Origin of the sequence: Actinosynnema pretiosum (genome assembly GCF_024171695.1) — a bacterium.
GTDB classification, from domain to species: Bacteria; Actinomycetota; Actinomycetes; order Mycobacteriales; family Pseudonocardiaceae; genus Actinosynnema; species Actinosynnema pretiosum.
This window is the reverse complement of sequence record NZ_JAMTCF010000010.1, coordinates 51,193-70,822: the sequence shown is the minus strand read 5'-3', so window position 1 is coordinate 70,822 and position 19,630 is coordinate 51,193. Positions and strand designations below refer to the sequence as shown.

The window sequence follows — 19,630 nt, the reverse complement described above, 5'->3', positions numbered from 1 at the left end:
TCGGCTGCGCTGAGCAGGTTTTTCACACCAGCCCCGTGACCAGCGTCGATGCCCCTGATTTTCACCCGTTCCAGTGACGTGTTGGCGCGGTCCGGCAGGCGTCGGTCGCACGGCTTTGTCGGAGCGCCTCCCTACTCTGCGCGCTGGGACGAACACGAGCGGGAGGAGCAGGGCGTGGCCGGGGGTTTCTTCACCGACAAGCAGGGGCGGGTCAGACCGATCCGGGGTGGCAAGGCGGGGGGTGCGGGGGTGACGGTGGCCGCGGGCGCGGTGGCGCTGGCCGTGCTCTCGTCGGGCGCGGGCGGCACGATCGGCGCCGGTGGCGCGGCGGCAGCGGGTGAGGCCGGGGTGTCCTCCTCCGCGCAGTTGCGCGTCCGCAAGGCCGAGGGCAAGCAGTCGGCGCGCAAGGGCGACGCCGAGGGCGCCTGGCAGCGCTTCGGGCTGAGACAGGTCAAGCGGACCGCCCGCCAGCAGGGCGACTGCCTGCTGGCGTCCCACGGCCAGGTCCGCGACTTCTTCACCACCCACCGCTGCACCGCGCTGGACCGCGTCCTGTTCGCCGTGGCCGACGCCGAGGGGCGCACGGCGGTGGTGTCCGTGGCCTGGGTCGGTCTGGCGAGCACCGGTCAGGCGCGCGAGTTCACCGCGCTGGTGGACGAGCACGGGACCGGTGACATCACCCCGCTGGGCGCGGGGCTGCTGGAGCTGGCGGACGTGGAGTTCACCGGGCTGCGGTACGGCAGCGAGCGCTCCGGGAAGGAGGTGACGATCGCGGAGGTGGAGAACGCGGGCGCCGGTGGGTTCGACCACGAGACCCTGGACGCGCTGGCCGAGGTCGCCGCGCACCTGCCGAAGGTGTGACGGGTGGCGGCGGCCTCGGGGGTGGTCACCAGGTCAGCGGCAGGGTGGCGATGTAGTCGGTCAGCAGGGTCGACAGGAGCCTGTGGTCGGCGGTCGAGTAGTGCCAGTCGCAGCCCAGGCGGTCCAGGCGGGGGTCGTCGTGGTTCCAGAAGCGGACTCGGGTGTCGCCCTGGGCGTTGCGGTCGGCGACCACCTGCTGGGCGGTCTGGGCGAACAGGTTCGAGGCGTTGACCACGATCACCGCGTCGGGGCCGTAGGTGGTGCGGAGCTTGGTCAGGAAGCCCTGGTAGGCGGCCTTGTAGGCGGTGACCAGGGTGTCGGCGGTCCAGGGCTCGCCGGGGTTGACCGGGGTGGAGAAGTCGTTGGTGCCCAGGCCCACCACGACCAGTTGCGGGCGCCAGGTGGGCGGGTTCTGCCAGGTGTCGTCCGGGTCGTTCTGCAGGCCTCGCTCGTAGGAGGTGCGGAAGTCGGTTCCGGGGTCGCCGCCGTTGTAGTTGCGGACCATGCCCCTGCCGGACTGGGCGTTGATCTGGTGGTCCGCGCCGAGCGCCCTGGCGGTCAGGGCGCCGAAGGTCAGGTCGGCGTTGGACTTGCGGTCCACGCCCGTGGCCGAGCAGTCGCGGCTGGTGGAGGTGTTGCCGTAGCCGGCGGTGAGGGAGTCGCCGATGAACTCGATCTGCCGGGCGCGCGGGGCGGGCTTGTCGAGCAGCTCGCCGCCGGGGGCCGCGGTGAAGCCGCCGAACTCGCCCGCGCTCCACGGGACCTCGGTGCGCTTGACCACGCGCACGGTGTGCACGGCGTCGGTCAGGCCCTGGACCTGGTGGGTGACGCGACCGGGGGTGACGAGGGTGGCCACGGTGCCGCCGTCGATCTGGACGTCGTAGTCGTTGAGCGCGTCGTTGAGCGTGATGCCCACGCCGGTGCCCCGGAAGCGGCCCTCGAAGGCGACGCCGGGCCAGGTGTACCGGGCCGCGCCCGCCGACTGCCTGACCCGGCCCACCGCGTGCGCCCTGGCCAGCGCGTCCTGCGGCGGCACGGCCGTGGTCGTGGTGGTCGGGGTGGTGGAACCGGTGCAGGTGACGCCGTTGAGGGCGAACTCCTGCGGGACCGGGTTGGCGCCGGTCCAGGAGCCGTTGAAGCCGAACGAGGCGCTCGCACCGGTGGGCAGCGAGCCGTTCCAGCCCGCGTTGTCGGCCCTGACCTGCGCGCCGGTCTGGGTCGCGACCGCGCCCCACGCCTGGGTCACCGACTGGCCCGCGCCGAACGACCAGGTCAGCCGCCAGGTGGTGACCGGGTCGCCGAGGTTGGTGACGCCGACGTTCGCGGTGAAGCCGCCCGACCACTGGCTGGAGACCCGGTAGTCCACCCGGCAGCCCGCGGCGGCCCGCGCTGGGGAGGGGACGGCGGCGAGGGTGATGGCGGCTGCCACGGCGGTGACGACGCCCAGTGCGGCGGCGGGGCGTAAGCCGGGGGAGTCGGGGGTGCGCGGGATCATCGTCGGTCCTGTCTGCGAGGCGTGCGGGAGTGCCCCGACATCGGCGGCCCCGTCGAGGACGATGTCCCCGGAATCTAGGGGCTGGTTTTCCGGGTGGTCAAGGCGTCGGCGGGCGGTGGTGCGGCGTAGCGGGCGGCCAGCGCGGTGGCGCGGGCGCGCAGGTGCTCGCGCAGCCACGGCGGGGACACCACCTCGGCGTCCTCTGCCAGTTGCCACAGCGCCCACTCGGCGTGCCTGCGGTCCTGGTAGACGACCTCCAGGTGCGGCCGGGGGTGCGCGTCGGAGGTGGTGGCGCGCACGGCCAGCGCGGTGCCCGCCAGTTCCTCCCGGCGCGACGGGGACACCCGCGCCAGCACGGTGACCTGCGCCGAGTCCGGGATGAAGCGGGCGCAGCGCTCGCGCCACAGCCGGTCCAGGTCGACCCGCGCCGGGCGGGTCGCGGGCTCGGGCAGCGCCTCGGCGGACCGGAATCGGGACAGGCGGTAGGTGCGGTCCTCGCCGTCGCGCGTCGCCAGCAGGTAGGTGCGCCCACCTGCGGTGACCAGGCCGATCGGGTCGACCACGCGCCAGCCGGGGTCCCGGTCGGGTGGCGCGTAGTGGATGCGCAGCCTGCGCCCGGCCACCACCGCCCGGCGCACTGCGGCCAGGACCGCGTCGGGCGCGTTGTCCGGGGCGAGGGGGCGGGAGAGCAGGTCGGTGGCGGGGGACGCGAGCAGGCGGGTCGCGGCGTCGTGCGCGGTGTCGCGGTGGGGTTCGGGGAGGGCGTCGGCGACCTTGCGCAGTGCCGCCGCCAAGGCAGGGCCCAGGCCGAACGAGCCGCCGCCCGCGACCAGCAGCGCCAGCGCCTCGTCGTGGTTCAGGCCGGTCAGCTCGGTGCGGAAGCCGGGCAGCAGCGCGAAACCGCCGTGCCGCCCGCGCTCGGCGTAGATCGGCACGCCCGCCGCCGACAGCGCCTCGACGTCGCGCAGCACCGTGCGCGTGGACACCTCCAGCTCGCGGGCCAGCGCCGTCGCGGACAGCCTGCCCCGGCCGCGCAGCAGCAGGACCAGCGAGACCAACCGGTCAGCTCGCACGTCCCGGAATCCTGCCAGGAATACCTGACGGGAGGTGTCGTGATTACCCGGCAGGGTCCACCACCACGGGCGGTCGACCGGACCGCCGCGAACGGGAGCGGAGCAGGCGTGGCAGTGGAGCGAACGGCGGTCAACCCGACGAGCTGGTCGGCGGGCATGGGGTTCAACCAGGGCGAGGTGGTCTCCGGGCACTCCCGGACCCTCTACTGCTCGGGGCAGACCGCGACCGGGGCGGACGGGGCGCCGCAGCACGACGGTGACATGGCGGCCCAGTTGGCGCTGAGCCTGGACAACCTGGAGGCGGTGCTCGGCGAGGCGGGCATGTCACTGGCGAACCTCGTCCGGCTGAACGTGCACACCACGGACGTGGACCTGCTCTTCCAGCACTACGGGGTGCTCGCGGCCCGCCTCGGCGCGGCCCAGGTCGCGCCGACGACCACCATGCTGGGCGTCACCCGCCTGGCGCTGGCGCCGCTGCTGGTGGAGCTGGAGGGCACCGCCGTCGCGTGATCGCGGCCGGTCCGTCCGCCGCCGAGCGGGCGGACCGGCTCACGCCACCCGCTCGCCGACCTCGCACAACGCGGTCCCGCCACCGTCCACGACCTGCAGCGCCGCCGCGATCCGCCCGGCCAACCAGGGCCGCACCAGCTCCCGCGCCCGCTCCAGCGGGTGCAGCCCGGTCGACAGCAGCTCCCCGTCCGGGAAGCTCACCGATGCCAGGTCCGACTCCTGCACCAGCCCGCCGTCGAAGACGAACGCCACCGTCTCCGGCCGCCGGTCGCGCGCCGGGTGGAAGTCCACCACCAGCAGCCTGCCCACCGGCCGCGTCCACCCCAGCTCCTCGGCCAGCTCGCGCGAGGCCGCCGCCCACGGCGATTCGTCCACCTCGACGGCCCCGCCGGGGATCTCCCAGCTCGGCTTGTACGACGGCTCGACCAGCAGCACCCGACCGGCCCGGTCCCGGAAGAGCACACCCGCCGCCAGGTGCTTGCCGGTCAACCCCGCCAGGCCCGGCGGGCGCATCCCCAGGGGTTCGCTCACCAGGGCAACGCTAGCCCTCTCCCGCCGGGCCCCGGTATCGGCCGCGTGCCGCTGCCGGTACCGCCCAGCGGCGCACGAAACGGGTTCCTCCTGGCGGCCACCTGCGCAGATTTTCTGTTATGCCAATTGACACAAGCGTCCCGCCGAAGTTAGCGTCCCCGCCGTGGACGACAAGCCGAAGGGCCTCGGCAGGCCGCGCAAGGACCCGGCCGCCGTCGCGCGGTGGACGCCCCCGGACGGGTGGTCGCGCCTGGTCGCGTGGATCTCCCCGGAGGAGAAGAGGGCGCTCAAGCACGTCGCCGTCGACGCCGGGGTGTCGGTGGCCGACCTGGTGCGCTCGCTCGCGGCGGGGCTGGCGGCCGGGTCGATCTCGCACGAGGAGCTCACCGGGCAGGTGGTCAGGGGGAAGCAGGTCATGGAGAAGATCCCGACGCTCTTCGAGCGGGACGAGCGGTTCCAGGTGGTGGACCGGCCGCGCGCCGAGTGCGCCTGGGTGTTCGAGGGCGGTGGCGTGGGCACCGAGAAGCTCGACGGGACCAACGTGCGCCTGACCGTGCGCGCCGGTCACCTGGTGCGGGTGGAGAAGCGGCGCAACCCGAGCAAGGAGCAGAAGCAGCGGGGGATCGTGGACGGCTGGTACGTCGACACCGACGCCGCGTCCGCGCAGGACAAGTGGGTGCTGGCCGCCGCCGGGGGCACGGACGTGTCCGGCTGGCCGGACGGCGAGCACTCGTGCGAGGCGCTCGGCCCGCGCATCCAGGGCAACCCGCTGGGCCTGGACGCGCACCTGTGCGTGCCGTTCGACGCCGCCGCTCCGGTGCTGGTCGACGCCCCGCGCGGGTACGCCGAGCTGCGCGAGTACCTGGCCGGGCTGGACAGCGCGTTCGCGCCCGGCCACCTGGCCGAGGGCGTCGTGTTCCACCACCCGGACGGGCGGCGGGCGAAGATCAAGCGCAAGGACTTCCCGCCCGCCGCGTGACGGCCGGTGCTCGCGGGGCCCGCCGCAGAGCAGTTGCCGGCGGGGTGAATATGCAACTTTTGGCGGGTAGTCCGAACGGCGGCGCGACTGTACCGTCCCCCAGGTCGAAGGACTTGATCTTGAAGGCTGGTCCGGGGAACTCAAGGGGGATCTCGTGGTGAAGTTCGCGCGGAAGGCGGCGGCAGTGGCCGCCGGAACGGTCCTCATGCTGGCTGCCAGCACTCATGCCGCCTCGGCGGCGGAGCACGGGCAGACCCCGCCGGACGGCGGCGGTTCCGGGTACGTGTCGCACACGCACCAGTACCTGCGCGTGTGCGACACGTCGGCGAACGACCGCGGTGTGCGCATCGAGTACACGGTGGGCGGCTCGGGAACCGTGTACAAGCTCGGGGATTCCAACGGGGCGAAGAAGGGGTGCGGCACCAGGAGCGTCGGCCCCCGCGAGGTGATCAGCTTCCGGGTGTGCAGCAGCAAGACCGGCGGCGGCGACAGCAAGTGCCGGGCCTGGGAGTGGATCGGCGCCGCCTAGGAGTTCCCGACGACCGGGGCCCCGGCCCGCGTGGCACTCTCCGCCCTCCCGGGTCCGCCTGGGAGGGCGTTCCCCTTCGTCGCGCGGGTTTCCGTGCGGGTTTCGTCCAGGAACGTCCAGGAGTGTCCGAACGGCCCCCTCGCGCGCGCCGGGGTGCGCTGGACTGTGCCCGACACCGCAGCCGGGACTCCTGGGGGAATCCGCTGGGGGAGGGCCGGGGCGGCGCGTACCGGGGGGAGGCGCGCCGTCCCGGCCGGGAGCTCGGCCCGTGCGACCGGACGGGGACGGCGGTCGGCCGGGTGGCTTCCGCGAGTCGCGCGGAGGTCGGGGTGGAGCGGCTCCCGCGCCGGGGACCTCCACCCCGGTCCCGCCCGGCTACGGGATCAGCAGCAGCTTCCCGGTGGTCGCGCGCGAACCCAGGTCCGCGTGCGCCCTGGACGCCTCCGCCAGCGGGTAGCGCCCGCCGATCCGCACCACCAGCTCACCCCGCTCGACCATGCCGAACAGCTCGCCCGCGTGCGCCTCCAGCTCGCCGGGGCCGCTGACGTGGTCCTCCACCGACGAGTAGGTCACGCGCACGCTGCGCGGCAGCTCGCTCATCCGCACGGTCGGCACGTCGTCGATCAGCGGCCCGTAGTAGACCAGCGTGCCGTGCCTGCGCAGCACCCGCAGCGACGCGGCGAACGTGCTGCCGCCCGCCCCGTCGAACACCGCGTGCACGCCTCCGGTCAGCTCCAGCACCGGCTCGGCGAACGCGCCCCCGGTCGACACCAGCACGTGGTCCGCGCCCGCCGCCCGCACGACCTCGGCCTTCTCCTCCCGCGACACCAGCCCGACCACCGTCGCCCCGCGCGCCTTGGCCAACTGCACCAGCAGCAGCCCGACCCCGCCCGCCGCGGCGTGCACGAGCACCACCTCACCGGCCTGGGTCGGGTGGGACACGGTGGCGAAGTGGTGCGCGGACAGCCCCTGCAGCACCAGCGCGGCGGCCGTCTCCTCGCTCACGCCGTCGGGGAGCGCCACCAGCTTCGACGTGGGCAGCACGACGCGCGTGGCGTAGCTGCCGTGGTCCAGCGTCATCCAGGCGACGCGGTCCCCCGGCGCGAACCCGCGCACGTCCGGTCCCACCTCGGCCACCACGCCCGCGCCCTCCATGCCGGGCACCTCGACGGCCCCCTGCGCGCGGATGGCGGTGTCCATGAAGTTCACGCCCGCCGCGCGCACGTCCACCAGCACCTCGCCCGGTCCGGGACGCGGGTCCGGCCGCTCGCGCAGCGCCAGCACCTCGGGTCCACCGGGCTTCTCGATCACGATCGCTCTCATGCCGGCGACGGTATTTCCGGCAAAATGTACCCACAAGTACATTCCTCGGGGTGATCACCGCCAAGGGGGCCGCGACCCGCGCCCGCATCGTCGAGGCCGCCGCCGAGGAAGTCCGGGAGCGCGGCGCGAGCGCCACCACCCTGGACGACGTGTGCAGGCGCAGCCGGACCGGCAAGAGCCAGGTCTTCCACTACTTCCCCGACGGCAAGGAGCAGCTGCTGCTGGCCGTGGCCGAGCTGGAGGCCGAGCGGGTGTTCGAGGACCAGCAGCCGTACCTGAGCGATCTGACCTCGCGCGCGGCCTGGCAGGGGTGGCGGGACCTGGTGGTCGGGCGGTACCGGGACCAGGGGACGCACTGCCCGCTGGTGGTGCTGATCGCCGAGGTGGGCAGGTTCAGCCCGCAGTCGCGCGCGGTCACGACCGGGCTGCTGCGGCGGTGGCAGGCGTGCGTGCGCGACGGCGTGGTGGCCACCCAGGCGGCGGGCGAGGCCGATCCGGGGCTGGACCCGGACCGGATGGCGGCGGCGGTGATCGCGGCGGTGCAGGGCGGGGTGACGGTGCTGCTGTCCACGGGCACGTCCGAGCACCTGGAGGCGGGCCTGGACCTGTACCTGGAGCGGCTGCTGCGCTGAGCGCCACCGCCGCGAAGCGCACCGCCCACGACCCGCCCGCGCGCAGGCCGAGGTCGACGCGGCGCCCGACCCGCGCGGGTCCGGCTCAGCCCACCGCCACCCGCGCGCCGCCGGTCAAGAATCCCGCCAGCCGCTCGCCCTCCGCCACGACCTCGTCGCGCTCGGCCCCCGTCAGCTCGCGCAGCGGCGCCACCCGCACCACGTCCTCGGCCACCCGCCAGGTCGCGGTGACCCGCCCGTCCACCAGCACCACCCGCTCCCCGGCCACCGACAGCCCCTTGTGCGCGTCGTCGATGATCCGGCCTCGGTCCTGGTAGCCCAGGATCGCGTTGTCGAACGCGGGCAGGTACCGCACCGGCGCGGGCACGTCGCCGTCCGGCCTGGGGGCGTCCGGCAGGTCGAGCAGTTCGCGACCGCGCTCGTCGCGGAACGACACCAGCTCCCCGCGCACCGCCGCCACGGCGGCGGGCAGCCCGGCCAGGCCGCTCCACATCCGCAGGTCGCCGGAGCTGGCCGGACCGTGCGCGGCCAGGTAGCGGCGCACCAGCTCGCGGCCGACCGGGTCGTCGGGGTCCAGCGGGTCGGGGTCGCGGCCCAGCCAGTCGCCGAGCAGCGCGTTGCGCACCCCGCCCTTCGCCCGCCACAGCCCGCGCGGCGGCGTCTGGGCCACCGGGACGAGCGCGGCGATCACCATCTCGCCCAGCGCCCGCGCCGCCACCGAAGGCCACCGCCCGGCCAGCGCGCGCACCACCTCCGCCGCGCTCCTCGGCTCCCCCGCCAGCGCCTCCCGCCCGGCGGCGGCCAGCTCGTCCAGGTCGACGCCCGCCAGGTCGGCCCGGTACACCCCGAGCACCTTCTGGCGCAGCATGTCGGCGTGCCGCGACCGCCACGCCAGCACGTCGTCCGAGGTCACCAGGTGCACGGTCCGCCGCATCAGGTGCACGCGCACCGCGCGCCTGCCGGTGACCAGGTCGTCCAGGTCGGCGGGCGCGAAGTCGCGCAGCCGCGACCACAGCCCGGTGAACGGCTCCTGCGGCTCCTGCGCCTGCATCCCGCACAGGTGCGACACCGCGCCCCACGCGTCCAGGTCGGCGCGCTCCAGCAGCAGTTGGCGGGCGAGGGTGGCGCGGTTCAGCTCGCGCGTGGTCAGCACGGTCATCTCAGGCCACCGCCCGTTCGACGGCTGGGTGCCTGCGCAGCGAGTCCTCCACGGCGGTGATGATCCAGCTCCGCGAGCTCCCCCGCCAGGTGGGGTCCGCGCTCATCGGGCCGGTGCCCCCGGTGGCGAGCACGACGTCGGCGGTGTCGAGGGAGTTGATGCCCGCCCCGAACACCGTGCTGCCTGGGCGGTGGGGGCTGATCCGGATGCCGGTCCTGCCCGGTTCGCGCGTCTTCACCCGACCAGCCTCGCGGGAGTAGCGGTCAGGTCCTGTCCGCTATCCGGGGTGATACTGCGACTCGTGCAGAAGACCTCCGCGCGGTTGCTGTCGTTGCTGTCCCTGCTCCAGGCGCGGCGCGACTGGCCGGGCGCGCTGCTGGCCGAGCGGCTGGACGTCAGCGCGCGCACGGTGCGACGCGACGTCGACCGGTTGCGCGAGCTGGGCTACCCGATCGCGGCGGTCAAGGGCCCCGACGGCGGGTACCGGCTCGACGCGGGGACGCAACTGCCGCCGCTGCTGTTCGACGACGAGCAGGCCGTGGCGCTGGCGGTCGCGCTGCGGGTGGCGGCGAGCAGCGGGGCCGGGGTGGAGGAGGCGGCGGCGCGGGCGCTGGCGACGGTGCGGCAGGTGCTGCCCGCGCGGTTGCGGCACCGGGTGGACGCGCTGCGGGTCACGGCGCTGGAGCGGCCGGGGGCGGCGCGCGTGGACGGGGAGGTGCTGGTGGCGCTGAGCGCGGCGGTGCGGGCGCGGGAGGTGCTGCGGTTCGACTACGCGGACTCCGCCGGGCCGCCGCGCCGGGCGGAGCCGCACCACCTGGTCGCGGCTGGTGGGCGCTGGTACCTGGTGGCGTGGGACCTGGACCGCGCGGACTGGCGCACCTTCCGCGCCGACCGGATCACCCCGCGCTTTCCCGGTGGTCCCCGGTTCGCGCCGCGCGAGGTGCCGGGCGGGGACGTGGCGGCGTTCGTGCGGGGCCGGTTCCGGGGGTCGGTCGACGGGGAGTGGCCGTGCCGGGGCGAGGTGCTGCTGGACCTGCCCGCGTCGGCGGTGGCGGCGCACGTCGGTGACGCGGTGGTGCAGGAGGTCGGGGCGGGGCGGTGCCGGGTGGTGGCGGGGTCGTGGTCGTGGGTGGGGTTGGCGGCGTCGGTGCTGCGGTTCGACGCGGACGTGGAGGTGGTGGGGCCGCCGGAGTTGGCGGAGGCGTTCGCGCTGCTGGCGCGGCGCAGCGCGGACGCCTCCGGTTAGCGGGCGAACAGCTCGCGGGCCAGGTCGGCGGTGCTCACGTCCTGGTTGGTCGAGCCGAGCACGAACGGGGCTTTCGCGGGGCCGGGGATGGTGTGACCGGCGCCGTGGGCGGTGAGCAGGGTGACCGGGGGCTTGCCGGGCAGGGTGTGGTCGGTGCGCTCGGCCTTGCCGGTGGTCGTGCTGGTCGGGGCGGCGGTGATGCCGTTGTGCCGCGCGAAGTAGGCGGCGGTGGCGGGGGCGGAGAGGTTGTCGCCGTCGACCTTGAACAGCGCCCTCGCCCACGGCTTCAGCTCGCCGCCGTTGTAGGGGACGATGCGGTCGCGGGTGCCGTTGACCAGCAGCAACGGGGTCGGCGCGGGCGGGGTGGGGACGGTGAAGTCGTCCGGGGCGGGCATGGTCGCGCCGATCGCGACCGCCGCGGTGAGCAGGCCGGGGCGCTCGTGCAGCAGGCGGAAGACGAACTGGCCGCCGTTGGAGTAGCCGATCGCGTGGACCCGGTCGGGGGCGTGACGGGCGATGACGGCCTCGGTGAAGGCGACGTCGTCGACGTTCTCGGTGCGGGCGGGGAAGCGGCTGCCCCGGCGGGCGTCGTTCCAGTTGCCCTTGTGGCCGTCGAGGTAGGCGACGGCGGCGCCGGGGGTGGCGAGGGCGTCGAAGGCGCGGCCGGTGAAGGCGCGGTGCTTGTCGGCGGTCTGCTTGGAGCCGTGGAAGACCAGCACCAGGTCGGTGACCTCGGCCGACTGGGTGACGAGGGTGTAGGTGCGGGTGCGGCCTGCTGCTTCGACCGAGGCGCGGGTGACGGGCATGGCGGGCTCCGGGGCGGTGATGCGGATAGGGAATCCGTTTCACCGTAGCATGAGTGGATAACTCATCCGGTTGGGGCGTCAGCGCAGGCGGAGGAAGTGTGCCGGAACTGCGGGGGCGGCGCAGATATTCGTTGATCCCGCTGCACTCGACGCGCGGCACGTCCAAGCCGTTCTCCCAGGTCAAGCCCCCCAGGACAGGCATGTCCGGTCCGCGTCCTGGTGATGGCGGGCCCCGCGCGCCCACCCTCGTCGGCATGACGGACCGACCAGGGGGGAGCACGAGGATGATCGACGACCCGTTCGCGGCGGCGTTGCGGGAGTTGGACGTCTCCAGCCAGCACGTCGTCGACGCGTTGCGCGCGGCGCTCACCGGTTCGGGGCGGGGTGGTGCGGGGGACGTGCCGACGGCCGAGCGCGCCTCGTTCGAGCCGATCAACTGGGCCGCCTACAGCCACGAGGAGCTCTACCGGATGCTGCGGGACCGGGCGGACAGCGGTGAGGTCGGGGCGATCGCCGCCGAGTGGAACCGGCACGCCGACGCCCTGACCGGGCACGCCGACGCGGTGCGCGCCCAGCGCGGCGCGCTCACCGCCCACTGGCGGGGTGAGGCGGCCGAGCGGGCCGCCGGGCGGATCGGGGAACTGGCCGAGCTGATCGGCGCCATCGGTGAGCGGGCGCGGCTGGTCGGGCGGGCGGCGCAGGAGTCGGCGGACGCGCTCGACCTCGCCCGGCGGACCATGCCCCTGCCCGTGGGTGGGCAGGTCGCGCTCCCGGACGTGGGGGACAGCGGGGTGGTGTTCGCGGTCGGCGCGGTGGCTGCGGGTGGGACCAGCGCGTTCAGGGTTGACGCCCTGGCCGGGAGTGGGCGGGAGCGGGCGGTGGAGGTGATGCGCGGCTACGAGGCGAGCTTGCACGGCAGCGGCGCGCTCATCGCCCCGCCCGTGCGCGCGACCTCGGGTGGGACCGGGTTCGTGGGGGTCGCCCCAGGTGGAGCGGTCGGAGTGGGCGAAGTGGTTGATGATGCTCCGGGGGCGGGGCAGCAGGTGGTCACCAGCTTGGGCGCGACGGTCGTGTCGGCCGCGAGCGGCGGCGTGCCGTGGGCCCGGCTGCTGCACGCCGACCTGCCCGCCACGGGCGCCCCGCCGCCTGCCCCCGGTGCCCCCGCGCTGCGCGCCGTGATCACCCAGCTCCCCAGCGGCCACCCGGTCACCACCGCCCAGAGCGCCCCTCTGGGCAACCCGCCCCTGCCCGCACTGCCGCAGCACGCCCCCGACGCCGAACCCCGCGCCCACAAGCGGCGTCAGCCGGACGTCGTCGCGGGGCTGTTCGACGACGACCGGCCCGCCACCAGAGCCGTCATCGGGGACGCCGCGTGGGACGCGGACCGGGGGAGGCGGGCATGACGGGCTACCAGGTCGCGCTCCCGGAGCTGACCGCCCTGGTCACGAGCCTCGGCGACGTCGCGGACGCGCTGTCCGCGCTGGTGGTCTCCGCCACCACCCTCGGGCAGCGGCAACCCCTGCTGGGCACCGCGCCCCCGGCGCTGGCGATGGCCGACAGGCTCAGCGCCACGGCAGGCCGGGCGGGACTGACCGGTGAGCTGAGCGCGGCGGACGACGCGCTGCGCGACCACCACCGCGCCCTCGTCACCGCCCTGTCCGAGTACTCCGACCTGGACGAAGCCGTCGCGTCCACGCTGAACGCGGTCGACGCGGTCACGGGGAGGCACGGGTGACCGCCGCCGCGCGCTTCGCGCTCGCCGAACTCGACCTGCTCACCACCCACGCGGGCGCCCCGATGCCCTACCCCGTGCAGGTGCCCAGCCACGGCCGCACCGCCGGTGAACGCGCCGCCGTGCTCGCCTCGGCGGGCGCGACGCTCGTCGCGCGCGACCTGGCCGACCGCACCGGCCCGACCGGCCTGGCGGGCGCGCTGGTCACCGCCCTGCGCGCCCCCGAGCCCGTCGACCTGGTCCTCACCGGCGGCCGGGACGGCCCGCTCGGCGTGCTGGCCCTGCGCCGGGAGCGGACCGCGCTGGTGTGCAGGCAGCCGCTCACCCCCGCGCTCGCCCACCTGGTCGAGGTCGTCGAGATCGACCGGGACGGCCTGGTGGACGAGCTGCTGCGGGACGTTCCCGCGCTGCCCGGCGCGCCCGTCGTCCCGGTCACCCTGACCCGCGAGGTGGTCGACGCGGCCTCGGGCGGCGCCGACGAGGACCGGTTGCGCGCGCTCACCCGCGACGCGGGCGGCGACCCGGCCGAGCTGGACCGGTTGGCGGCGCTGCTGCGCGGGGTGAGCGGCCGTGGACAGCTCGGCGGGGCCGGGCGGGGTGGTCGCATCGAGCTGTCCTGGCTCGACAGCGCGGCGGGCAGGCTCCGGATCGACCGGGGCGCGGACGGCTGGGTGAGCGTGAACCCGCTGCACCCGAACGACGTGCGCCGCTTCCTGCGCGCGCTGACCGGCGGTGGCGAGCAGGGCGAGAGAGGGGGACGGCCGTGAACGCGGAGCAGTGGTTGGCGGACTACCGGCGGGAACTGGCGGGCGCGGCCGACGGCGCGGCGCGGGCGGCCACGCTGCTGCGGCAGGTCGGCGGGCACGCCGCCTCCCCGCGCGGCGAGGTGGAGGCCTGGGTCGGCCCAGGGGGCGCGCTGGAGCGGCTGCGGCTGTCCGCGCACGCCCGCGCGCTCGAACCGGACGCGCTCGCCCAGCTCGTCGTGGCCACCGCCCAGGCAGCGCGGGCGTCGGCGGCCGGACGGATCGCCGAGATCATGACCGAGTTCGTCGGCGAGGGCGCGGCGCTCGACGCGGTCGCCGAGCACCTGCCCGCCCCCGCCGCCAGCGGGCGCGACGAGCAGGACGACGAGGACTACTACGCGAACCCGGGGGTGCGGGCATGAGCGGTTTCCACGTGGACGCTGACCGGTTGCGACAGCGCGCGACCACGATCGCGGGCGTCGCCGACCGGCTCGCCGGGGCGGCCGGGCGCGTCCCGGACGGGGTGCCCGAGGGGGCGCTCGGCTCGTTCACCCGGTTCCTCGCGGCGGGGCTGTCCGGCGCCGTCGAGCGGTCGGGCGCCGCGATCGGCGGCGCGTCCGAGGCGGTCGACGCGATCGGCGCCGCCGTCCGCCGCTCGGCCGAGGACTACCAGCGCGCCGACGACGACTCTGCGGACCGGTTGACCGGGGGTACCCGATGAGCGGCACGACGACCGGGGCGCTGCTGGCCGAGCTGACGGGCCTGTCCGCCGCCGTGCGCGGGAGGCGGTGGGCCGAGGGCGGGGGCGCGGAGGCCGACCTCGCGCTGCTCGGCGAGGTGGTCGACCCGCTGGCCGGTCTGGCGAGCGCGGGCGTCGGCGTCCTCACCCCGCACGTGTCGTTCCTGTCCGCGCCGCTGGAGCAGCTCCGGGGCGACGGGGACGCGGTCACCTCGTCCGCGCTGGGCGTGGCCGGGGTGGCGGCGGACGTGGAGGCGCTCGCCGACGTGTTCCGGCAGGCGGAGGACAGCGGGTGGAGCGGCGAGGCGGCCGACGCGCACCGCGTCACCGGCGCGCAGGTCGCGGACGGGATCAGCGCGCTCGCCGAGGCCGCCACCACGATCTCCGGGGCGATCAGCGGCGCGGGCGAGGAGGTGGTCGGGGCGCTGAGCGGCGTCGTCGGGAAGATCGTGGACGCCGTGCGCGAGATGGTGCCGGTGATGGCGAGCGGCATCGCCCGCGCCCCGCTGACGATGGGCCTGAGCGTCGGGGAGGCGATCGCGACGTGCGTGGGCGTCGCGACCCGCTGCGGGGAGGCGATCGCCGAGATCCTGGCGAACCTGCTGGCCGGTGGGGTCAACCTGATGAAGCTGGTCACGATGGTGCTGACCGTCGTGCAGGCCGTGGTCGACCTCCTGCGGGACCTGGCGGAGCAGGCCGGGACACCACCGGAGGCGACCAGGGGCACGGCGTCGAAGGACCTGGAGCGGGCGGAGAGGACCACGACCGAGGCCACCACGACCCGCGAGAGCGGCGCACCGGAGGACGTGACCGGAGCCGACGACCCGAGCACCGGCGAGGAGCCGGCCACCAGCGGGGAACCGGGCAGCACCGAGGACCCTGGCAGCGCGACCCCGGCAGGCACGCCCGGCTTGAGCGCTCCCGACGACCTCGGCGCCACCGAGCCGTCGGCCGCGCTGCCGCCGGGAACGACCACGAGCACCGGGGTGCTGTCCCCGTCCACGCCGGACCTGCGCGCGGGTGGCGGTCCCGCCACGGGCGCCCCGCAGACCGGATCGGGCGCGCTCCCGCCGGGCGGCGCGCTCCCGGTCGCGGGCGTGGCGGCGAGCACCGGGACGGCGGGCGCGCGGCCGTCGAGCAGGCTCACCACGGTCCTCGCGAACACCCCGAGGGAACCTGCCGCCGGCCAGGCCCCGACCGGCACCGGCGACACCACGGCCTCAGGCTTCCCCGCCGTTCCGGCGGCAGGCGGCGCGCGCGGCCAGGGCGGCGAGGACACCGAGCACGAGAACCGCTACCGCCTGGAAGGCGACCTCGGCCTGTTCGCCGCCGACACCACGGTCGTCAGCGTGCTCGGCGAGGCCGATCAGCCCTGACCTGACCAGCGACGACGGTGCCGGGGACCGCAGTGGTCCCCGGCACCGCCCCGTCACGACCGCCCCGTCACGACTGCCCCGTCACGACTGCCGCAGCCGCGCGCCCAGCAACCCGACGAAGTGGTCCCAGTCGGCCTGGAGGCAGGCGAACTGGGCGTGCTTGCCCGTGCACCCCGGCGCCCACCCGCCGCCGTCGCCGTAGTCGACGAAGTCGTGCGCGATCCCCGCCGCCCGCAGGTTGGCCGCCGTCACCAGGTTGGTCTGCCTGGCCCGGTTCTCCACCACCGCCTGCACCGGGTTGTCGAGCAGGTCCCCGCCGTTCCCGACGTACATCGCCACCCCCATCCCGCGCAGCGACCCCACGTGCTGTGCCGGGCTCTGCGCGTTCCACACCCCGTCCAGGGGCCAGACCGGCGGCCCGAAGATCGTGTCGGCGCCGATCGTGGGCACCCCGGACGCCGGGTTGAGCGCGGTCTCCACCACCGCCACGCGCTGCGCCTGGTCGAGCAGGTCCAGGCCGCCGGAGAAGCTGCCGAGGTGGCCGAACAGCTCCGGCCGGTGCTCGGCGTAGTGGAACGCCCCGAACCCGCCCATCGAGTGCCCCGCGATCGCCCGCCCCTCGCGCGCGGCGATGGTGCGCAGGTTCGCGTCGACGAACGGGATGAGCTGGTCCAGGTGGAAGCTCTCCCAGTTCTGCGGGCCCAGTGAACCGGGGTTGACCCAGTTCGAGTACCAGCTGCGCCCGCCGTTGGGCTGCACGGTGATCAGCGGGGTGCCCGCCGTCGCCCGCTCGGCGAGCTGCCGGTTCCACGGGCTGTCGGGCCTGTCCTGGTTGCCGTGCAGCGAGTACAGGACCGGGTGCCTGGTCACGCCGGAGGGGTCGTAGTCCTCGGGCAGGGTGACCACGACGGTGTGCTGCCCCGGCTTCTGGCCGGTCAGCAGGGTCGGGGTGGGCACCTGGGTGGAGCGCACCGCGAAGCTGAAGCTGCGGTGGCCCCCGTCGAGCCAGGCGGGCTGCTCGACCACGGTCAGCCCGTGGCCGTCGGTGAAGCGCGGGGCCTCGGGGGCGGCCTGCGCGGTGGCGGCGGGCGCGGTCGCCACGACGGCTGCCACCGCCAGCGCCGCGCTGATCCTGCGGTGCGGGGTCATCGGATCTCCTCCCGGTCGGGTTCGGTCGTCCGCACCCTCGCCCCCGAGCCGCCCGGTGGACCAGGTCAGGAACCGGCAGGCTGTGTCCGGTCCCGGCGGTAGGGTGGCCTGGCCCGAGATCGTCGAGGGGGGCGCACCGAGGTGACCAGCGAGTTAGGCCCTTCGCTCCGCCGGGCGCGGCGTTCGGCGGGGCTGACCCAGGAGCAGCTCTCGGCGGCCTCCGGGATCAGCGTGCGGACCATCAGCAGGCTGGAGAACGGCGCCGACGAGAACTTCCGGCTCGACACCCTGCGGCTGCTGGCCGACGCGCTCGGCCTCACGCCGGGTGAGCGCCGCGAGCTGATGGCCGTGGCGGGCTCGGTGCTCCCGGAACCCGCCGCACGGCCGCAGGCAACCGGTCCGCTGGCGGTCGCGGCGCAGCGGCTCGCCGAGGTGCTGCGCGGCCGGTGGCTGCGGGAGGTGGAGGCGCGCGCCGCGCACCACCCGTTCCCGCTGCCCGTGCGGTGGCGGGCCGCGCCCGAGGAGCTGGTCGACCACTGGGCCAACGTGCTGGGCGCGCCACCGGGCGCGCCGGTGCGACCGCTGGACCTGGCGGGGGACCTCGGCCGGGTCGTGGACGTCCACCGGTCCGTCCCCTCGGGCAGGCTGGTGGTGCTCGGCCGCGCGGGCGCCGGCAAGTCCGTGCTGGCCCTGCGCTTCGCCCTGGACCACCTGGACGTCCGCGCCCCCGACGACCCGGTGCCGGTGGTCTTCAGCGTGGGCGGGTGGGACCCTGGCGCCACCGGCCTGCGGGACTGGCTCGTGCGGCGGCTGCTGCGCGACCACCCCGACCTGGCCGCGCCCGCCCCCGACGGCACGAGCCTGGCGGACGCGCTGGTCGACGCGGACCGGGTCCTGCCGGTGCTGGACGGGTTCGACGAGATCGCCGGGCGGTTGCGCGGCGACGCGCTGGCGGCGCTGAGCGCCACGGCACTGCCGCTGCTGCTGACCAGCCGCCCGGACGAGTACCGGGACGCGGTCGGGCGCGCGGGCGCGCTGTCCGCCGCCGCGGGCGTCCTGATCGAGGACTTGGCGGTGGCCGACTCGGCAGAGCACCTGCGCCGTTCGAGCCGGGCGGGCCGCTGGGAGCCGGTGCTCACCGCCCTGCGCGAGCACCCCGACGACCCGGCCTGCGCGGACCTGACCGCCGTGCTCGGCACCCCGCTGATGGTCGTGCTCGCCCGCAGCGTCCACGGCGACACCGGCGAACCGCCCGAGGCCCTGCTGGACCGCACCCGGTTCCCGAGCGCGCGCGAGCTGGAGCGGCACCTGCTGGACCGGTTCGTGCCCACCGCCTACAGCCCGCACGCCCAGGGCCGCCGGGACTGGACGCCGCAGCGGGCGCGGCGCTGGTTGGGGCACCTGGCCCGCCACCTGGAGCGGCTGGGCACCCCGGACCTGGCGTGGTGGCAGCTGGAGTCGGCGCTCGGCCGCCCGGCCCGCCTGCTCGGGGCGGCGCTGGTGTCGGCGGTGACGGCGACGCTCGCCACGCTGCTGGTGTTCCTGCCGCAGTACGCGGCGACCTTCGGGTTCGAGCGCGGGGTGCGGGCCGTGCTGGTGGAGGCGGTGCTGTTCGGGCCCGTGGTGGGGGTGGGGGTCGGGTTGGCGCACGCGGTCGTGGTCGCGCGGGGCGGTGGCGCGTTCGAGCCGTCGCGGGTGCGGGTGCGGCTGTCCGGGTGGCGCGGGCCGGTGTTCGCGCGCCGGGGGAGCGCCGGGTTCCTCGCCGGGGTGGCGGTGGGGATCGCGCAGCAGCCCGCGTCGCTGCTGGCGCTCGCCGTGCTGGGCGCGCTGCCGGGGTCGGCGCGGGAGCAGGTGCGGATGGCGCTGGTGGACGCGCTCGTGCTGGGCCTGGTCTACGGGGTGGCGGTGGGGGCGGTCTTCGCGCTCACCTCGGTGCTGGAGGCGCCGGTCGACCTGGACGCGGCGCTGAGCCCGGCCGCCGTGCTGCGTACCGACCGCACGACCGTGTTGAGGCGGGTGGCCGTGCTCGTGCCGGTGTTCGTGCTGGCGCTCGCGTTCGGGGGGATGCTGGTGGCGGCGCTGCTCCAACCGCTGGTCGGCCCGCTCACCTGGCCGCTGGACCAGGGGTTGTCCCTGGGGCTCACGGGGGCGCTGACCTGCGCCTGCGCCTACGTCTTCACCTTCACCGCGTGGGGCCGCTGGCTGCTGTTCACCCGCTTCTGGCTGCCACTCACGGGCAGGCTGCCGTGGTCGGTGCTCGGGTTCCTGGACGACGCGCACCGCCGGGGCGTGCTGCGCCGGACCGGGGCCGTGCACCAGTTCCGGCACGCGCGGTTGCAGGACCAGCTCGCTCGGGGTCCGGTGGGTGCTCGGGGCGCCGAGGTGGCCGAGAAGGTGTGATCAACGGGCATCCGGGGACACCACCTAGTTTTGTCACGGTGACGTAAGAAATAGCCGCTGGGGCGGCGACGTGAGGGGCGCGGTCGGGTAGGAGAGCGCCCGTCCGCGCGGTCCCGGCCACGTTGGCGGGACCGCGCGGACGGAGAGCCGCCGGTCGGCGACCGTGGGTCGGGACCGCGCGGACGGGGTAGGCCATCGATCGGCGGCCGGGCACCGTGACCGCGCGGACGGGACAGGCCGCCGGTCGGCGGCCGGGCGCTGTGATCGCCCCGACGGGCTGCGGCCTGGGGCCGTGACCGTGTCGACGAAGGCACGGCCTGGGCACCACGACCGTGTGAACGGGGATG

General features: G+C 75.6%; 21 protein-coding genes. 13 read left to right on the top strand and 8 right to left on the bottom strand.

From position 1 onward, the window contains the following. The first annotated feature begins 174 nt into the window (after positions 1 to 174). Positions 175 to 861: a hypothetical protein gene (locus tag LV78_RS21225; protein WP_253847074.1), complete on the top strand. Its 687-nt coding sequence runs from the start codon at positions 175 to 177 to the stop codon at positions 859 to 861. Positions 862 to 886: 25 nt separating this feature from the next. Here LV78_RS21225 and LV78_RS21220 read toward each other — a convergent pair whose 3' ends face one another. Beyond that, entirely contained in the window at positions 887 to 2,356 is a 1,470-nt protein-coding gene (locus LV78_RS21220) for a cellulose binding domain-containing protein (RefSeq protein ID WP_253847072.1), read from the bottom strand. Between the two features lie 74 nt (positions 2,357 to 2,430). After that, positions 2,431 to 3,429: a helix-turn-helix transcriptional regulator gene (locus tag LV78_RS21215; RefSeq protein WP_253847070.1), complete on the bottom strand. Its 999-nt coding sequence runs from the start codon at positions 3,427 to 3,429 to the stop codon at positions 2,431 to 2,433. Between the two features lie 114 nt (positions 3,430 to 3,543). On the opposite strand from LV78_RS21215, the gene LV78_RS21210 reads away from it, so the two are divergent. Further along, the gene (locus LV78_RS21210; protein ID WP_253847538.1) at positions 3,544 to 3,939 is read left to right on the top strand and encodes a RidA family protein; all 396 of its coding nucleotides are present in this window, start codon (positions 3,544 to 3,546) and stop codon (positions 3,937 to 3,939) included. Between the two features lie 39 nt (positions 3,940 to 3,978). Here the strand turns inward: LV78_RS21210 and LV78_RS21205 are convergent, their stop codons facing one another. Then, positions 3,979 to 4,470 (bottom strand): NUDIX domain-containing protein, encoded by a 492-nt coding sequence (locus LV78_RS21205; RefSeq protein WP_253847062.1) that lies wholly within the window; start codon positions 4,468 to 4,470, stop codon positions 3,979 to 3,981. A 163-nt stretch (positions 4,471 to 4,633) separates the two neighbouring features. Between LV78_RS21205 and LV78_RS21200 the strand changes: the two genes are divergently transcribed. Both LV78_RS21200 and LV78_RS21195 read left to right on the top strand, forming a co-directional pair. Then, positions 4,634 to 5,449 (top strand): RNA ligase family protein, encoded by an 816-nt coding sequence (locus tag LV78_RS21200; protein WP_253847060.1) that lies wholly within the window; start codon positions 4,634 to 4,636, stop codon positions 5,447 to 5,449. Between the two features lie 157 nt (positions 5,450 to 5,606). Then, entirely contained in the window at positions 5,607 to 5,978 is a 372-nt protein-coding gene (locus LV78_RS21195) for a hypothetical protein (RefSeq protein WP_253847058.1), read from the top strand. 375 nt (positions 5,979 to 6,353) lie between these two features. Here the strand turns inward: LV78_RS21195 and LV78_RS21190 are convergent, their stop codons facing one another. Continuing rightward, positions 6,354 to 7,301, bottom strand: coding sequence for a quinone oxidoreductase family protein (locus LV78_RS21190; RefSeq protein ID WP_253847055.1), 948 nt, complete (start codon positions 7,299 to 7,301; stop codon positions 6,354 to 6,356). A gap of 50 nt (positions 7,302 to 7,351) precedes the next feature. Between LV78_RS21190 and LV78_RS21185 the strand changes: the two genes are divergently transcribed. Beyond that, positions 7,352 to 7,933: a TetR/AcrR family transcriptional regulator gene (locus LV78_RS21185; protein WP_253847053.1), complete on the top strand. Its 582-nt coding sequence runs from the start codon at positions 7,352 to 7,354 to the stop codon at positions 7,931 to 7,933. An 85-nt stretch (positions 7,934 to 8,018) separates the two neighbouring features. Here the strand turns inward: LV78_RS21185 and LV78_RS21180 are convergent, their stop codons facing one another. Next, the gene (locus LV78_RS21180; RefSeq protein WP_253847050.1) at positions 8,019 to 9,092 is read right to left on the bottom strand and encodes a winged helix DNA-binding domain-containing protein; all 1,074 of its coding nucleotides are present in this window, start codon (positions 9,090 to 9,092) and stop codon (positions 8,019 to 8,021) included. A 1-nt stretch (position 9,093) separates the two neighbouring features. Continuing rightward, on the bottom strand, positions 9,094 to 9,330 hold the full coding sequence (locus LV78_RS21175; RefSeq protein WP_253847049.1) for an aldo-keto reductase family protein: 237 nt from the start codon (positions 9,328 to 9,330) through the stop codon (positions 9,094 to 9,096). Between the two features lie 63 nt (positions 9,331 to 9,393). Between LV78_RS21175 and LV78_RS21170 the strand changes: the two genes are divergently transcribed. After that, positions 9,394 to 10,338 (top strand): helix-turn-helix transcriptional regulator, encoded by a 945-nt coding sequence (locus LV78_RS21170; protein WP_253847047.1) that lies wholly within the window; start codon positions 9,394 to 9,396, stop codon positions 10,336 to 10,338. Here the strand turns inward: LV78_RS21170 and LV78_RS21165 are convergent. Continuing rightward, complete coding sequence (locus LV78_RS21165) at positions 10,335 to 11,144, bottom strand: CE1 family esterase (protein ID WP_253847044.1); 810 nt, start codon at positions 11,142 to 11,144, stop codon at positions 10,335 to 10,337. The genes LV78_RS21170 and LV78_RS21165 overlap by 4 nt on opposite strands. A gap of 254 nt (positions 11,145 to 11,398) precedes the next feature. Here LV78_RS21165 and LV78_RS21160 point away from each other — a divergent pair, with 254 nt between their 5' ends. Genes LV78_RS21160 through LV78_RS21135 form a run of 6 tightly spaced genes read left to right on the top strand, consistent with a single transcriptional unit; the run spans position 11,399 to position 15,734 of the window. Continuing rightward, the gene (locus LV78_RS21160) at positions 11,399 to 12,547 is read left to right on the top strand and encodes a WXG100 family type VII secretion target (RefSeq protein ID WP_253847042.1); all 1,149 of its coding nucleotides are present in this window, start codon (positions 11,399 to 11,401) and stop codon (positions 12,545 to 12,547) included. Then, the gene (locus LV78_RS21155; RefSeq protein WP_253847033.1) at positions 12,544 to 12,879 is read left to right on the top strand and encodes a hypothetical protein; all 336 of its coding nucleotides are present in this window, start codon (positions 12,544 to 12,546) and stop codon (positions 12,877 to 12,879) included. The genes LV78_RS21160 and LV78_RS21155 overlap by 4 nt, the downstream gene beginning before the upstream one ends. Then, complete coding sequence (locus LV78_RS21150; protein ID WP_253847031.1) at positions 12,876 to 13,643, top strand: ESX secretion-associated protein EspG; 768 nt, start codon at positions 12,876 to 12,878, stop codon at positions 13,641 to 13,643. The genes LV78_RS21155 and LV78_RS21150 overlap by 4 nt, the downstream gene beginning before the upstream one ends. Beyond that, positions 13,640 to 14,041, top strand: a complete 402-nt coding sequence (locus LV78_RS21145) for a YbaB/EbfC family nucleoid-associated protein (protein WP_253847029.1) — start codon at positions 13,640 to 13,642, stop codon at positions 14,039 to 14,041. The genes LV78_RS21150 and LV78_RS21145 overlap by 4 nt, the downstream gene beginning before the upstream one ends. After that, complete coding sequence (locus LV78_RS21140) at positions 14,038 to 14,340, top strand: type VII secretion target (RefSeq protein ID WP_253847027.1); 303 nt, start codon at positions 14,038 to 14,040, stop codon at positions 14,338 to 14,340. Before LV78_RS21145 ends, LV78_RS21140 begins: the two co-directional genes overlap by 4 nt. Then, complete coding sequence (locus LV78_RS21135) at positions 14,337 to 15,734, top strand: hypothetical protein (protein ID WP_253847025.1); 1,398 nt, start codon at positions 14,337 to 14,339, stop codon at positions 15,732 to 15,734. Before LV78_RS21140 ends, LV78_RS21135 begins: the two co-directional genes overlap by 4 nt. A gap of 81 nt (positions 15,735 to 15,815) precedes the next feature. On the opposite strand, the gene LV78_RS21130 is transcribed toward LV78_RS21135, so the two are convergent. Next, positions 15,816 to 16,883: an alpha/beta hydrolase gene (locus LV78_RS21130; RefSeq protein ID WP_253847023.1), complete on the bottom strand. Its 1,068-nt coding sequence runs from the start codon at positions 16,881 to 16,883 to the stop codon at positions 15,816 to 15,818. A 141-nt stretch (positions 16,884 to 17,024) separates the two neighbouring features. Between LV78_RS21130 and LV78_RS21125 the strand changes: the two genes are divergently transcribed. Next, complete coding sequence (locus LV78_RS21125; protein ID WP_253847021.1) at positions 17,025 to 19,283, top strand: helix-turn-helix domain-containing protein; 2,259 nt, start codon at positions 17,025 to 17,027, stop codon at positions 19,281 to 19,283. The last annotated feature ends 347 nt before the right edge of the window (positions 19,284 to 19,630 follow it).